Annotated in this window: 9 protein-coding genes; 7 read left to right on the top strand and 2 right to left on the bottom strand. The window is 42.0% G+C overall.

Annotated features, from left to right (window positions below; translation table 11 throughout):
• The first annotated feature begins 26 nt into the window (after positions 1 to 26).
• The 6 genes from B3139_RS03310 to B3139_RS03285 are packed head-to-tail and all read left to right on the top strand — an operon-like array spanning position 27 to position 11,230.
• Entirely contained in the window at positions 27 to 1,043 is a 1,017-nt protein-coding gene (locus B3139_RS03310) for a ParM/StbA family protein (RefSeq protein WP_209579380.1), read from the top strand.
• A gap of 3 nt (positions 1,044 to 1,046) precedes the next feature.
• Positions 1,047 to 2,126 carry a HEAT repeat domain-containing protein gene (locus B3139_RS03305; protein ID WP_209579381.1) on the top strand — a complete coding sequence of 360 codons (1,080 nt, stop codon included), beginning with the start codon at positions 1,047 to 1,049 and terminating at the stop codon, positions 2,124 to 2,126.
• Between the two features lie 10 nt (positions 2,127 to 2,136).
• The gene (locus B3139_RS03300; RefSeq protein WP_293879732.1) at positions 2,137 to 3,645 is read left to right on the top strand and encodes a glycosyltransferase family 2 protein; all 1,509 of its coding nucleotides are present in this window, start codon (positions 2,137 to 2,139) and stop codon (positions 3,643 to 3,645) included.
• A 6-nt stretch (positions 3,646 to 3,651) separates the two neighbouring features.
• On the top strand, positions 3,652 to 6,522 hold the full coding sequence (locus tag B3139_RS03295) for a tetratricopeptide repeat protein (RefSeq protein WP_293879730.1): 2,871 nt from the start codon (positions 3,652 to 3,654) through the stop codon (positions 6,520 to 6,522).
• A 20-nt stretch (positions 6,523 to 6,542) separates the two neighbouring features.
• Positions 6,543 to 8,951 (top strand): aminotransferase class V-fold PLP-dependent enzyme, encoded by a 2,409-nt coding sequence (locus B3139_RS03290; protein WP_293879728.1) that lies wholly within the window; start codon positions 6,543 to 6,545, stop codon positions 8,949 to 8,951.
• A gap of 11 nt (positions 8,952 to 8,962) precedes the next feature.
• Positions 8,963 to 11,230 carry a DUF4838 domain-containing protein gene (locus B3139_RS03285; protein ID WP_293879726.1) on the top strand — a complete coding sequence of 756 codons (2,268 nt, stop codon included), beginning with the start codon at positions 8,963 to 8,965 and terminating at the stop codon, positions 11,228 to 11,230.
• A gap of 400 nt (positions 11,231 to 11,630) precedes the next feature.
• Here the strand turns inward: B3139_RS03285 and B3139_RS03280 are convergent, their stop codons facing one another.
• Complete coding sequence (locus B3139_RS03280) at positions 11,631 to 13,583, bottom strand: fimbrillin family protein (protein ID WP_293879724.1); 1,953 nt, start codon at positions 13,581 to 13,583, stop codon at positions 11,631 to 11,633.
• Positions 13,584 to 13,626: 43 nt separating this feature from the next.
• Entirely contained in the window at positions 13,627 to 13,794 is a 168-nt protein-coding gene (locus B3139_RS03275) for a hypothetical protein (protein WP_209579387.1), read from the bottom strand.
• A 1,304-nt stretch (positions 13,795 to 15,098) separates the two neighbouring features.
• Between B3139_RS03275 and B3139_RS03270 the strand changes: the two genes are divergently transcribed.
• Positions 15,099 to 15,929: a helix-turn-helix domain-containing protein gene (locus B3139_RS03270; RefSeq protein ID WP_209579388.1), complete on the top strand. Its 831-nt coding sequence runs from the start codon at positions 15,099 to 15,101 to the stop codon at positions 15,927 to 15,929.
• Positions 15,930 to 16,171 lie beyond the last annotated feature (242 nt).

The following is a 16,171-nucleotide window of genomic DNA, read 5'->3' as shown; positions in this document are numbered from 1 at the left end:
AATAACGCTTATATACGAAAAATTATATGTATACAATACAGTCTTTCTCAAGCCTGATGCAGGCGACCAATTCACCATTGGTAAATACGGCCAACTCGCTATTGACGGGATTAAAAATAAGGATGGGCGAGCAATGGTATATATGTGGTAAATTGGCCCTAAACGAAGGGAACAGCCCAAGGAGGCCATTAAATGCATCTCCGGACTCATTGGAATGCCAATTGCTTTTTAAAGCAGCAATTTTGTCGAGCGGTGTGAGTGCCAACACCCCGCTGATGGTTACCGTAGGCCTGCCCAATAGTACCTACCGCCTGTATCGGGAAACTGCAGAACAAACGCTTCGTGGAAAGCATATCATCCAGTCGGATCCTGGAGTGTATGGTGAGGAGGGATCTGGCACGTTGCCGATAGATGTTACACAGGTGGATGTATTGCCTGAGATTGTGAGCTGTATGGTAGCCCTGCGCAGAGGTGAAAGCTGTGAAAGGGGTGCTTTTTTTATTTTTAGCTTTGGCTTTGGGACATTGGAAACAGGGTTGAGTACAGATGAGGGCGTGGTGGAAAATGCTATGGGAAGTGCTCCGGGGATGCATTATGCTGTTAATATACTACGCGAACAACTTCAGCAGACTCATGATTTATCCTTCCAGAGCATGCAGCAACTTGATGAGGCTTTTCGAAATGGCTATCTCTATATCAACCGCAGAAAGTATGATTTGCAAGAATTGCGTAAAAAAGCTATACAGACGTATTATGCTGAAATTGTTTCACCCGCTTTAGGAGAGGTGGTCAATGATAGAAACCTCGCTAAATCAAATCGCATATTTTTATGTGGGGGCGGTGCCCACTATGGCGATCTGATCGACTGCATTTTGGAAGAGTTTGGCGATATTGCAGGGGTTAAAATTGTCGAGCATCCAGAGTCGCTGGCTGTCAAGGGTTATCTGCTGAACTCCATGCGTTACATTCAGGATCAGTCCAAACTGCCGATGGGTATTGATATTGGGAATATCCAAACACGTGTAGCCCTAGCTGAAAACTAAGGTATGACGGTAGACCAAACATTTATTGCAGTAATTCAGGGGATTGTGGTCACTTCCTTTATTGGAACTTTTGTTGCTTATGCAGTGATTATGATTCTTCGTTTTCGAACAGCAAAAGCACAGCGTCGTCAGGATAAGCTGGACCAGCTGATTGAAGATCGTATCTTGCCGCAGTTTATCCAGGAAATGGGCACAGAAAGTGTACAGGTGTCCATTGACCAGTCCGTTTTGGATGAGCTTGCGCTGATGGACAAAGGGAACCGTCAAACCCTAATTGATACCTTGATCCGGCTTCGATGGCATGTGGCCGGAACAAATGCGCTGATGCTGCATCGCATTTATGTTTTACTTGGGCTGAATCTGGATTCGCTCCAAAAGATGAAATCGCGGAAATGGTACCGCAATGTTCAGGGGTTACACGAACTGACGCTTATGGACTATGCGATTTCGGACATTGATATTCTCCGATTCAATCTGAGTGAAGTGTCTGAGCTGCGTTCTGCAGCCCGAAGCGCATTTATGCGTTTTAGTAAAAATGAACCTTTTCGCTTTTTTGATGAAGTTCGGGATCCATTGAGTATCTGGGAATTGATTGGATTTTTTCGGATTCTCGAACAATCCCGCGATACGGTAAAATCAAACTTTGCAAATTGGATCCGTTATTCGCGCAATAAAACGGTTGTTATTTGTTGTATGAAGCTTGCGGCACACGAGCAGAGTGTGGAGGCTATCGATAGTATTGAAGGTTTGCTGAATGTGAACGATCATAGCTTGCGCTCGCATGCCATCAATGCGCTGGGACATTTAAGAGCTGTGCATACACAAGAAATACTGATAAAAATGTATCCTAATCAGCCGGTAGACTGCCAGTGCGAAATCCTGTTTTCACTTGGCATGTTCCGGACGCCACGAGCGATGGAATTTCTGACGGAACAATTTCAGTCGGCCTTTGATTTTGAAATCGAAAATCATGTTGCGGCAATACTCGCCCGGTTAGTTCGCAACAATCAATTGGTATGGAATCCGCTCAATTTGCCTTCCCGCAAACAGCGTATTCTAAACTATTATCTGCACGAACAATAACTTATACGATATGATCCAAGACATAATTGACGTTTTCCAACTTTTTATATTTTCCTACAGTAGCCTGACCATGGTGATCTACGTCATCATGGCGGTGCTATCGTATAAGGGAATTATGCTGTATAGGCGTAAAAATAGAGAGCATTATACGCAAAATGTGATTTCGAGTCCACTCTCGCCCGGGATTTCGGTCATTGCCCCGGCTTACAACGAGGGTTTGACGATCATAGATAATGTTTATGCGTTAATGCATCTGAATTATCCTTTGTACGAAGTCATTATTGTTAATGACGGTAGCACGGATGATACCTTGGAGAAGTTGGTGGCGCATTTTGAACTTAGGGAGGTAGATCTGCCCTACAATGAAAAGATCAAGACGAAAACTGTGAAGCGTTTTTTTCGCTCTACTGAGCGCGCTTATGAAAAGCTGCTAGTCATTGATAAGGCGAATGGAAAAGGCAAAGCAGACGCTTCGAATGCAGGTATCAATGCCTCAAAATTTGATTATTTTCTCTGTACAGATGTGGATTGCATTCTGCATGAAGATACTCTTTCCAGGCTTATGCGCCCCATTTTAGACGAAAAGAGCCGGAGCCGCTTAAAAGACATTCAGGTAATTCCCGATACGGGGTATATCCATGTGGAGAACAATCAACGCCGTGTCATTGCAGTGGGTGCACCCTTGCGAATGATCAATTCTTCTGAAGTGGATAATGGTGTGATCACCCGTTTTAAACCGCCCCATAAGGTGCTCCCACGTTTTCAGGAGCTGGAATACATTCGGGCTTACCTGCTTTCTAAAATGGCTTGGAGTTCAATTAATTGTGTTCCAAATGTTTCGGGGGGACTTGGTCTTTTTGATAAACATATTGCGGTTAAGGTTGGTGGGTATGATCCACGTTCATTTGCGGAAGACATTGATATGGTGACCCGCATGAGTGTTTATATGATACAGAATAATCACAAATATGCAATTCGCTATATTCCGGTCTCACTTTGTTGGACTGAAGGTCCCCAAACCTTACCGGTTTTTAGCCGGCAACGTGTACGCTGGGCACGGGGACTGATCCAGATCATGCTGCTTCATCGGCATGTTTTGTTTAATTTTAAATTTAAAAGGCTCGGTCTTATCGTCTTTCCTTACAACTTTTTATTTGAATTTTTGGCGCCTATATTCGAAGTATTGGGATTATTGTTTTACATCTATCTTATTGTTATCGGTGCGATTAATTGGGAAAATACATTTACATTACTGGCTTTTCTTTATATGTTTTCTGTACTGGTAAGTTCGATTGCTGTGCTGTGGGATCAATTAATTGAAAGGCATTATCGGAATACAGGTGAGGTGATTGGACTTTGCCTCACGGCATTTGCCGAGCCGTTTATTTATCATCCGCTCATCGTTTTTTTTAGTATCAAAGGCTATATTCAGTCGATGTTCCGACAAAAGCTGGTATGGGGGAATATGCAGCGTAAAGGTTTTGCAAACCAAAAATCGACCGTCAAAAATCAAGTTTAAGCTACCATGAATTTCCGTTATCCTATTTTTATTCTTTTGCTACTGTCGACTCAGTTGTTGCGAGCACAGACCTGGAATTCTGTACGTGCCGAAAAATTGTACCAACAGGCTGTTATAGAAATTAAATCTTCCCAACAGCATAAGGCATTAAAGTCACTGGAAGATGCAATAAAGCTAAATCCGGCGCATATTGATGCGCAGGTTCAACTTGCTCGTATTTATATGGCCCAGAAACGCTATGATCAGTCCATTCGTACGGCACAGCTGGTACTGCGCGCGTCGCCTGGATATGAAGATGTATATTATTATATCATTGGTTCTTATTTATCGAAAAATAGACCTGGGGAAGCCTTGCGGTACGTCGAAATGGGATTGTCGCGTTTTGCTGCCAACAAAGATTTCGGAATCAAAAAGCTCAATATATTGGATATGCTCAAGCGCTATCAGGATGGAGACTCTTGGGCGGAGGTGCTTATGCGGCGGTTTCCGACTGATCGGAACGTAAGGCTCGCGATGGCAGGGCATTATGAAGCAAAAGCGGACTGGTATAAAGGGAATAGAATGGATAATCTGGCCAATTCTTATTATGAAAAGGCGCTCGAGCTTGCACCAAAGAATACTGATCTCATTGAAAAAATGAACAACCTTGTATCTCAGGGTGGCGACTACGACGCTCGTATTGCCAGGGTAAATGCGCTATTGAACAGCGACAGTAAATCGTACAATGCGCTATTTCAAAAGCTCAGCCTATTACAGGAATCACATCGTTATGCTGAGGCTTTAGATGTGCTTCGCGTGATCTTACGCTATTATCCTAAAGATAAAAAAGCCCTTGACCTCAACAATAGTTTACGAAAAGAAGCCGCTGGTTATTATCAGAATACGGATACTTATGCGCTTTACCAGTCGATTTTGGATCAGAATCCGGGAGATCGCGAAGCCTTGGAAAAGGTAGTTGGCATTGCTGCTTCTCGTGGGGAGACGACGCAGGCGCTGTATTGGGTAGACCGTGCCTTACAACGAAATATAGGTGATCGTGTACTGCTACGTCGAAAAATGGATTTCGAATATCAGTTGCACCGTTATCAAGCCGCGGCAGATATTGCTGTTAAGCTTTATGGAAACAATAGCGATAAAGCTTTCCGGTCGGAAGCCATACAGATGATCAACGCCTGTGGTCATTATTACCTGCAACAGCAACAAGCGGATAGCGCCATGGTTTACTATGATCGTACGCTTGGGCTGGAACCTAAGAATATGGCTGCTCTGCAAGGACGTATTTCGGCGCTCCTTGTTCAAAATAATATGGCGGAGGCCTTGCGGGAGCTGGACCAAGCGATCAGTTATTATCCCAACGATATCGATTTGCAGTTGAAAAAGGCCGGTTTTCTGGCGCAGTCCGGTAAAATACAACAAGCTGTGGCTTTAAGTGAAAAATTGTACGTCCGATATCCCGAGAATTCGAAACTTAAATCACTTTACCTGGAACAACAGTTGGCCGCAGCCAATGCCTGTATACTCGTTGAGGAGTACGGTGAAGCGGAAACGCATCTTCGCCAACTGCTGGGTGAAGATCCTGATAATAAAGAAGCCCTACACTACCTGTCTAATATTCTTGACCTTAGACGACGCTATCCGGAAGCTTTGCTCGTTGTCCAGCGGTCCCTGCAAAGTTATCCGGGTGACCGTGACTTTCTTCAGAAGAAAGCTTCTATACTCTACAACAGTGCACAGTATATGGCAGCTGCTGAGGTTGCCACCATGCTTCGGACAGAATATCCCTACAATCAAAAATATCGTGGTATGGTACAGGACGCCTGGATGGCGGCTGGATTGGTTTTTCAAAAAAAGGCATTGGTCGATAGCGCGATTTTCTGTTACAACCGCGTGCTGGAGGGGAACCGGACAGATTCGCTCGCCCACATGAATAAAATAGGTCTGTTGATGGGAAAAGGAGATTTTGCGTATGCCCTGCGTTGTGTGGATACGGCGTTACAGCGTTTTGAATATGCCGAACCTTTTCTACTAAAAAAGGTAATTGTACTTGATAGTTTAGGGCGATTTGCTGAGGCTGCTCAGTATGCCGACACCCTTTCCAAGCGCTTCGATCAGCGAAAACATAGGGAATATGCTGCTTTTTTGCGCAGTAAGACTATGCAGCACGCTTTTGGACTTTCTTTGCTGAACAGCTCCTTTTCGGGTGTTGATGATAATCCGGCGCCTCCTGCTTACCGTATTGCAACTTTATATTACACCCGTCGTTTGTCGCCAAAAATAAGTTATGGTGCACAGCTATTATTCACAGGAAGGCAATCGGGTACGGGAATTATGGGCGAGGGAGACCTGACATATACGGCGAGTAAATTGCTTTACTGGAAGGCTTCGATCGGTATTTCCAACAATGTGTTGCTTCCTAAATATAGGTTAGCCTACTCGCTTTACCGGCAGTTGGGAAAAGGTTTTGAAGGGGAGATTGGTACTCGTTTTCTCGAAGTTGTGGAGGTCAAAGCTTTATCCCTTGTGGCGGGTGTGAGTAAAAGTTTTGCCCCTTTTCTGCTAAATGCAAGAATATTTGCCATCAAGGAAGAGAAGGATTTTTACCTAGCTTTTCAGGCTGGCGCAAAATATGAGCTTACTGAGGCTGATTTATTACAGGCAAATTTTGGAATGGGAACGTCGCCTGATGACAGAAGCAGGCTTATTCTATTACCTGAATTGGGTGGTGTTATGAGCCGAAGTTTAGGGGCAGGGTATAGGCGTACGATAAACTATCGCACTTCCTTAGGTCTCAATGGTACTTATACGAGTCAAAAAATTGGTACGGCAACATTCCGTAATCAATATGATCTACTGTTGGCTTTACAGGTGAAATTTTAACTCTAGCCGATAATTGAACAATGAATGGTACAATTTTAATTTTAGGTGCCGAAGGGTACTTGGGTTGGCCGTTGGCCATGAAAGTTGCCCTGCATCATCCTGACCAAAAAATTATATTGCTAGATAATGGCTGGCGCAAAAGCACGGTTGCCCATCTGGGATTTGGTCCTTGGCTGCAGATTGGAGACCTTTCCAGTCGTATTGAAGCATTTGGCCGAAAGTACGGTTTAGGGAACATGTGCGGTGTGCATATTGATGTTTGTACGGATGAATTGACGGATCTGATTCGTCGCGAAAGACCGCATACGATCTATCACTTGGCTCAACAGTGTTCGGCCAGTTACTCGATGTTGGGGTTACAACAAGCGCTTTACACGATACGAAACAATGAAGAAGGTAATATGCGTCTGCTTTGGGCAGTACGTGAATATGTTCCGGAAGCGCATATCATTAAGCTTGGGTCTTTTGGCGAATATGCTAAGGGTGGGTTACCAATAGCTGAGGGGTACTTTAAGCCGGGTTATAAAGGACAGCTTGCTTCCACGCCATTGCCTTACCCCAGAGCGGCCAATGATATTTATCATGTTTCGAAAATCAATGATTCAAATTATGTGGCAATGGCTGCACGTACCTGGGGGCTTCGTATCACCGAGGTAATGCAAGCAACAGTTTTTGGTCTGTTAACGGCAGAAATGGATGCTTCGCCAGATCTATTTACTCGTTTTGATTATGATCCGATATTTGGGACTGTAGCCAACCGTTTTATCGCGCAGGCAGCTTCTGGGGCTCCGATGACAGTATACGGAAGTGGAAAGCAACGTACAGGGCTGATGGCTCTGACCGATGCGGTTAACTCGCTGGCCCGATTTGTGAAAGATATTCCATCGCTGGGCGAGCACCGTGTGGTGAATCATGTTACAGAAACGCACTATTCCATTCTTGAACTTGCCCAGGATATTGGTGACATCGCTGGGGCTATGGGTTTGGATCCTGCGATTTCTTTTGTAGCTGATCTTCGGGGAGAAAGTGCTGTTAAAAAGGCTGTATATACGATTGAAACAAGCTTGCAGGGAAGTAGTTTATATCATAGCAATTTTCCTACGGTAATTGAACAATCCATCTGTCTTTTGCAACAGTATAATAATAGGCTTCAATCGCATCATTTTACACCGCATAGATCCTGGAACGAACATGTTTATGGGCGAAATTGTTGTTCCGAAACGCAAGGTCTGGCAAAAAAAATAGCGGATGAAGCGTATTGGGATCAGATCAGAGTGAATATATTTCCTTCGACCAAGGTAAATCTGAATCCGGGCTGCCTGGCTACCTTGCCTCAGGATCAGCTCGAAACGATTAGTTATCAGGTCAATGGTAGTCCACTCGCTTTATATGCTTTGGGAAGGGAAGCTTTTGATTCCATACAAGATGAATGTGCGCAATTGTTTCCATCTGATGGATATCGCTGTAATGTGACTTCTAGCACATCTCAGATGATGAATTTATTGGCATTGGCGCTTTTACGAAGACTTCGAGTGGATGGGAAGGGAAGTTTTCAGGTACTGACGAGTGAGCATGAACATCCGGGGGGGATTGGCCCCTTTGAACAATTGCCAGAATATCAGCTCACTTATGTATCTGATGTTATCCTTAATGATGCTGCGGAATTTGAGCGATTTTTGCACGAGATGAAACCAGATGTCGTTTTCTTGTCGCATGTCTATTATCCTACAGGACAACTGATGCAGGATAAGCAGCGTCTGAGCAGTATAAAAAGGGTTGTCCCGAATGCAATTCTAATTCTTGATATTGCTCAGTCATTGGGTATTCAGCAACTTCCTTTTGGGGATGCTGATGTGTTGATCGGAAGTACACATAAATGGCTACACGGTCCTTTGGGAGGAGGCTTAGCTTGGTTCAAAGAGGAATTTGCACGTTGGCTGGGCGCTTTATACTGGAATAAGCAGCATCTTTTTGAACATCCGCAAACACATGGCTTCAGTATTCCAGGGGGGCAGGATTTCTTATTGTATGAAAGGTTGAGGAAAAGTCTAAAGCGTTATGGGGAAATTGGACCAAAAGCTATTTTCGATCGTAGTACCTATCTGGCGACTTATTTTAAAAGTGAGCTTGACAGTATTCTGAACGATGCAGACATTACGCATTGTTTTAAGGGTGATGATGTATCTCCGGTCGTATGTCTGTTTTTGTCCGCTTATGATCCTTATCCGCTATACGAATTTTTGAGAAAGAAAGAAATCCATATAAAATGCATTAAGCATTGTATTATAGAGGGGCAATCTGGGCATTTGCTCCGGTTTGGAATACCTTATTATGAAAACTTGCGCCGGCTGCGCATGGTGCTTGATACGATAGCTTCTTTTGTGCACTGTGTTGTTATGGACAAGCGGGCGGAAGATTTTGTTGTTTAGTTTAATGACAAATGATGAAAGATACGAATTATAGACTGAGCTTGTTCATTGTTGTTGCTGTGTTTTTAATCAGCAGCTGTATGGCACAGCAACTGGACATTGTACGGGATAGGAAAGCTGAAACTGAAATTGTTATTTCTGAGCATCCCTCAGTTTTGGAGCGTAAAGCTGCGCAGGTACTACAGGATTATGTCAAACGAATTACTGGCGCAGAGTTAGCGATATTGTCGAGCCCTTCTGGGACGAAAAAACACGTAGTATATATAGGGAATACTTTTTATCAGGAGGCGATGGGAAAGAAGGTTGTGCTTGGTCGGGAAGGTTTTGAAATTATTGTTCGGGAAGGTCAGATTTACCTAACAGGAGGTTCAGGGAAAGGTTTACTTTATGGTGTATATGAGCTTATTGAAAAACAGTTTGGTGCACGGAAATATGATCAAGGGCCAGCTTGGGTTCCTAAGCGGTCGAACCTGTCGCTTCCTCTGAATTTCCATTTTTGCTATGAGCCGCCACTACGTTATCGGGAATCCTATTATCCGGCTTCTGCCGATGGTGAATACTTGGATTGGCATCATTTGCATCGATTTGAAGATCTGTGGGGTTTATGGGGACATTCATTTTTTAAAATTATACCACCAGAAAAGTATTTTCGTCAACACCCTGAATTTTTCGCTTTCACAAATGGAAAGCGTAGTGCAACGCAACTCTGCCTAACAAATCATGAAGTGCAGAAAATTGCAATCAATTATTTACGTCAGGCCATTGCCGATAACCCTGATGCGGTCTATTGGTCTATAGCGCCAATGGATGGAAAAGGTTACTGTACCTGTGATCGCTGTACAAAGGTTGATCAGGAGGAGGGAGGGCCTCAGGGTACGCTGATCCGATTCGTGAATGGAGTGGCAGCCCAATTTCCGGACAGGTATTTTACAACGTTAGCCTATGGCTATACTGCAGAAGCTCCCAAAATTACAAGGCCATCTTCCAATGTTTATGTGATGTTGAGTACCATAGATGCAACGCGGGAGCGGGGGTTGGGGGATAATCCCACAGCTACATCTTTTCGGAGGCAGCTCAACGACTGGTCAAAAATTTCTTCTAATATTTTTGTGTGGGATTATACTACGCAATTTACAGCGTATTTAAATCCTTTTCCGATGTACGATCATTATCAGTCCAATATTGCCTTTATGAATCAGCATGGTGTGAAAGGTGTTTTTGAGCACGGATCAGGACATACGCTGGGTGATATGTCTGCGTATGCGAGTTATGTGCAGGCTAAGAGTCTGTGGAATCCTGAGCTGGATCCGATTGAGGTTGAAAATGATTTTCTGGAGGGGTATTATGGTCCAGCTACAAAAAGTGTTAAAAAGTATCTCAATCAGCTATTGAATGCACGAAATACGAGTCGCTCGACTCTCGATATATACGGTAACCCGATTCTTTCTCGCCGTGGATATCTAGGGCCGGAAAAGATGAGAATGTATAAAGATCTCTTAGAGGACGGGCGGAAAGCTGTAATTGGAGATCCAAAATTTTTAAGTCGAATCGATTTGATTACTCTAGGGTTAGAATATGCTTCTTTGGAGCAGGCAAAGGCATATGGTGATCATCCGCTCGGCTTTTTAACCAGCAAAGCCGATGGTCAATGGATCGTCAATCCCAACTGGATTAAGCGGATTGATCTGTTTTTGGACTGTGCACTTCGCGGTGGAGCTGTCGAGTTGGCTGAAGTCAACGGCAGCCTCGATCAATATCGGAAGCAATGGTTAACACTATTAGATAAACCCTATCTGCCGTCCTTGCTGCAGGGTGTACATCCCTTTTTCAAACCGCTATTTTTGCAGGATTTCCCCGCTAACGGAAAAATAACATTGAATGATGGACTATCTGGTACGATCGATTACAATTACAATTGGCTCTTGTTTGATGGCAAGGATGTGGAAATTATCTTTCCTTTCTCGCGGGAAACACAGCCCGCGCAGGTTCATCTTAATTTTCTGTTGGATCCAGCACATTATCTTTTTCTGCCGGATGAAGTAAAGGTGGAGAGTTCAAACGATAATATATCTTATGTGCGCATCGGAACACATAAGATCGATTCCAGTGTAATCCGTGAAGGTCCAATTTGTTACCCCGTTTCATTTGGATTGAAAACGCAACCTGCACGTTTTTTAAAGGTAAAACTTTCTTTTTCACAAGAATTTCCATCTTGGTTTGAAGGTTCTAGGCATCGTAAGCCGCTTTTTGCTATAGATGAAATTCGTGCGAGTGATTAGATGTAGCTGGGCTAAAATTTATTTAACCGCTAGATTTCCCTAAGAAAAGTTATAATTTCATTAGGGAAAAGTTTTCTGCTTGGGGTATTTTGTATTTAGAATTTGATCAGTTGGATGTATGTAAAGGCAGGTGCTGTACAGGTTGGTGAAAAATAAATGGGGCGAACGCCTTCGCCCCATTCTATCCATTAATATTATCAAGTCGAACGCAAAAAAAATGACTTGATGGCCCAAATTTAAAAAAATAATATGGAATTGCTCCTGTTAAAAAATGCTAAAATCATGTGAAAATTTGCCAAGTAGTTTAAGTACTACATTTTTCAAAAAAAAGACGGCTAGAATTTCTAGCCGTCTTTGTCTGGTTGCCGAAGCTTCAAAAATTATTATATGCTTATAATTTTTAGTTTGTGCGTACGCAGCGAACATTCTTAAATGATGTACTCAATACATTTGCTCCTAATGCACTCACACCATTGAGAAGTTGTCCTGTATTGTTTGCCATATGGAATCTAGTACCTAATGCCAGTGGAATCAATGTTAATCCCCGGCCGGCATTACCATAATATCCCCAGGTGCCCGCGCCTACTAAGCCGACGATATTTGTACCTTGTTCATTTGTCCAAAGCGTTGTTGCTCTGCCGTAACTATCAAGTAAGGGTAGATTCAAGTTTGCCACTTGGAAGTTTGCAATATCAACACTAAGATCATTCAAACCAACATTTGCTAAACCTCCGTTTCCAAGTAGGGGCAAGATATTGACATTTGATATCTCACCATTGTAGTAGAAGCGCAATCTATTAGAAGCGCTATTTACGTCGCCAAAGGCATTGGATCCTGAAGTAGGAGCTCCATTTGCGCCAGATGCTAGTGTGTATTGACCGTAATTGTATGGACTAGATGGTGTTAAAGATGAATTCGGCGCTGCAGTATTTACCAGCGAAGATGTTGCATTTGTCAACAGGTTCGTAATTATATTTGCAAGTCCTGTAACTCCTGTTGCATCAACCACCTGGCCCAGGCCTCCTAATGCACCCGTGAGTTGATTTACTTCAATATCCCCGCGAACCATATTGGTAAAGTCTGCTTTAGAAGGTTGTTTCCAGAGACCTGCGGGATATACCAAGGCGCAAGGATCACCATTATTGGTGGTGGTCGTCGCAAATTGTCCGGGAACAATACTTCCAAAAGCGAAATATCCATTAGCCCTAGCCGTCAATTGATTATTTGCATAGAACGCGTAGTTGCGACCATTGCCATTGTTGCCTCTGTAAAACAGGTTAGACCGCGCCCATTTTACAGTTCGGCCCCCGTAATTTGTGACTAATGGAGATTCCACCACGTTCAACAACAAGCGATGACTGTTTCCTAGTTGCGGTGTTACCGAAAAGGGGAAGTTAGAAGCGGTAGCAAAATAGGTGCGAGCTAGGCTTCCGTCGACATGGCTAATGTTTAAATTTTGGACTTGTACATTAATTGCATTTTGTGCAGCAGTAGATGCTGTATACACGTAAGCAATTTTTGAATCATTAAATGCCGGATCGATGTTTGTAAAGTTAGCGTAAGTTAACGTTGGGGTGAAGCTCGCGCCTGCTGTGATAGTTCCATCAAGCAATGCAATGCTACCTGTGGCTAAGTTTAATCCGGTAACATTGACTGTAGGATTACCTGTGATATTACCAAAAACCCCTTTGGTGTTCAATTCAATTCCGATACGTGAAAACTTATGGCTGAATTGGATATTGATGTTTGAATTAGTCGCCAGATTTACTGTTCCGGAAGCATAAAGCACATCTTTATTTTGTGCAAGGGCAATCGATCCATTTGTTGGTGTAAGTGCAGGTTGATCGTTATCTGAAGTGTTGTAAGAAAGGGCTATCCATGTATAAGATGTGGCGGAATTAAGCCCTTCGATAGTACCTGCTGTACCTGCTACCAGCTGTTTGGCTGTAACCAGCGTTGTTCCCGAATAGATATAGACAACATATTTTGTACCTGATACCATATTTTCAGTGGCGCCAGGGGCGACATCCGCGGCTAATCCGCCAGATCGCTTTACCGCTATCGCATCATTGGTAATGGTTGGTAAATTGTTGTCAGTGGAAACAACCATGTCTACATCGGAAAATGAATGGATTTTGCTCGTCGTTGTGCTCGGTTTCGCCGAGCCAACTTTTACTGTGCCATCATTGCCGCTGGTTTTGATGCCTCCCACCGCGACAGTGAGGACATTTGTCTTGTTGTCGACATTTTCAGTCTTGTTGTCCTTGGAGCAACTCGTGATTAATGTACCGGGGATTGCTAGCATTGCCATCGCAACAACCCAGTGAGCTCTTTTAGTCAGATGAAATCTCATTTTAGTGCTTTTTCGTGTTGTTAAGTAATGTGATGATCATACGTTAAGCACCCTCTCCGGTAGTAGTACCGTCTGGACCTGCTCCCCAACCGTCGGTTTGTGGTGTTGAACCTGGTTGTGCCTGAGAACCTGCAGCAATGCCTTGCTCAAGTTCAACTACGTGCTCTTTAATGGACGGAGCTACGTACATTTTTTTTGCGTTCTTATTCATGATGATATTATTTGGATATTCCGCACTATTGTCAGTGCGGGTTTAAATTTAATGGACAATTTAACCCTGATATCTTCAGAAATGCCTAGGATCTAAGAGCTTGCCTTTGCGTATAGGCAATTATATTGCTATTCTAGCCTGGGTATTTCTAGTTATTTTTCTGTTTTTTTGGTTTCTAATTTAATTGTTAATACTTTAATTGCTTATATGTTAGTTATACTTTTTTTGAATTGAATTGTAATATTACGACTTAATATCAACTTGTGCAAAAAAAAATTGTAAACTTTTTATAAATCTCTGTTGGTTGTGCAATAAAACAACTTTCTTCATCGTTATGTATGTATCTGTTATTTGTGATAAATTATTGTTTTAAGGCAATATGTCTTCGTTTTAAACAGATATGGCTAGCTTTCTATATGCTAACTTTCCATTGAACAACTTGTTTTAATGTTTTGTTTGGAGCTTTGTTGATTTATTTTAACCTATTTGTTTTTCTGTAATTAATTTGTTTTAACATTAATGCTTTTTTAAACGCTTTGAGCTTTTTTTTTCTGTAATTGTAGAAATGTATTTCTTTTATTGATATTTTTAGGTCGTTTTTTATTTTTCTTGAAAAAGTATAAATACGCGTTTTTTATCACTTAACTTAACTGTTTGTGTTTTTTTATTATGTAATTTTTGTTATTTAGTTGTTATTTTATAAAATAATATAGTTTTTGATTTAAATTTAAATGGTTTATATTCTTTTCTGTATTATTTCATTTTAGGAAAAATTGTATTGACAACCAATCTGTTTTTCTTTTTTGCTTATTATTATGCGTGTTAGAACAATAGTCGTTCTGTGCCATTATACTTTTTGAAATTCACCTTAGATTCGCTGATTTTTGGAGGTTTCGTTACTTTTTTGTTCATTTTACAAGTGTTTATCTTTTAAATTATCATGCATATAGGTCTCTATATCCTGGCTAATACAAGTCGTGCAAAATAAGGATGGGGGCGGTGATAGGTTTGCTTGATAGATTAGTTGGTTAGGAAACAATTTGCGGATATATCTGCATGTCAAAACCAATTTTAACCATTACTTGTTTCTTGCTGTAGCTACACCTTTTGTAGTTTTCTAAATGTAGTTAGTGATTGCCTGCTTAGGAAGATGTTTCAGGGGGATGTTATATAGCAAATGTACTTGAAATGCGTTTCATGATTTGAAAATGCATTTTTTTGTGTTCGGGATTTATTTGCTAAATTGCTCCCTATTTCAGCATTACGAAATGGTTGTCAGGCCTTATATGCAGTAAATAATAATTATGGAATTTGGAGTTCAGCGGGTCATTGGTGTAGCGCAGGAGCCTTCGGAGGTAACGGATGCAACAGCAAAAGAAAATTATGTGGTTCTTTTTGTATCAAAGGGCGGTTGTAGTATGCGGATTAATAAACAGATTACGGAAATTGAAGAATACTGTTTGGTTTTGATTCCGAGGGGAATAAAAATTGAAGCTAACCCAGATGAGTCGCGACCTTTTCTAATTATTTATTTTTCGGAAAGCTTTTTTGCCCGTACAGCGGTTGATACTGCGTTTCTGAGGAACTTCAAATCGTTTAATACAAACGAATATAACTACCATGTGCTGCGTGTGCCTATGGAATATGCGACCTACTATGAATTTGTGGGTATGCAACTTAAGCTATCCAAGCAGAATTATAATCAGGTGATATATCGCGATTTGGCTCACAATATTGTTAAGCAAATTGTACTCTTGGCGGCAATATATGCTGAAGACAGACAGTCGGATGAACTGGTGGGACAGAGTGAAGATATTAAGCTCGTAAGGCGTTTTCAGGAGTTGGTGGAGCAGTATGTAAAAAAAGAAAAACGTGTAGCTTTCTATGCTGAAGAGCTAAATATCGCAACTAAAAAATTAACTAACTTAACGAAAGAGTTGCTGGGGGCTACGCCAAAAGAACTGATTACCGAAGAGTTGCTTCGAGTGAGTAAAAAGCTGATTACCGAATCATCACTCAGTATTAAGCAGATTGCTTGGGAACTCGGTTATGCAGACGTTAATAACTTTAGTACATTCTTTTTGAAAGAAACGGCCTTGACGCCAACTGAGTACCGTAAACGTTGGCATGGATAATATTCCTAACTTATTATCTTTCTGTTGCTATAACCTAATTTTGTAGTTTGTTATGCGACAGTGTAGTTGAACCGCTACAAGATTTGCAATTTATACTGGAGTTGCGCATTTTGTCATCTACTCACTAAAATTAGTTATATCTTTGCTTCAAGCAGTTCGGCATTAATAGTATTGTATATAAGCCAAATATTAAAGTCCTGTTTCGGTCAACCGATAGAGCTGTTTGATATTGATCTATTATT

It is taken from the genome of Sphingobacterium sp. UBA1498 (assembly GCF_002325125.1).
In the GTDB taxonomy this organism is placed as follows: Bacteria; Bacteroidota; Bacteroidia; order Sphingobacteriales; family Sphingobacteriaceae; genus Sphingobacterium.
Note: the sequence above shows the minus strand (reverse complement) of the source record. Positions and strands in the feature narration are given on the sequence as shown.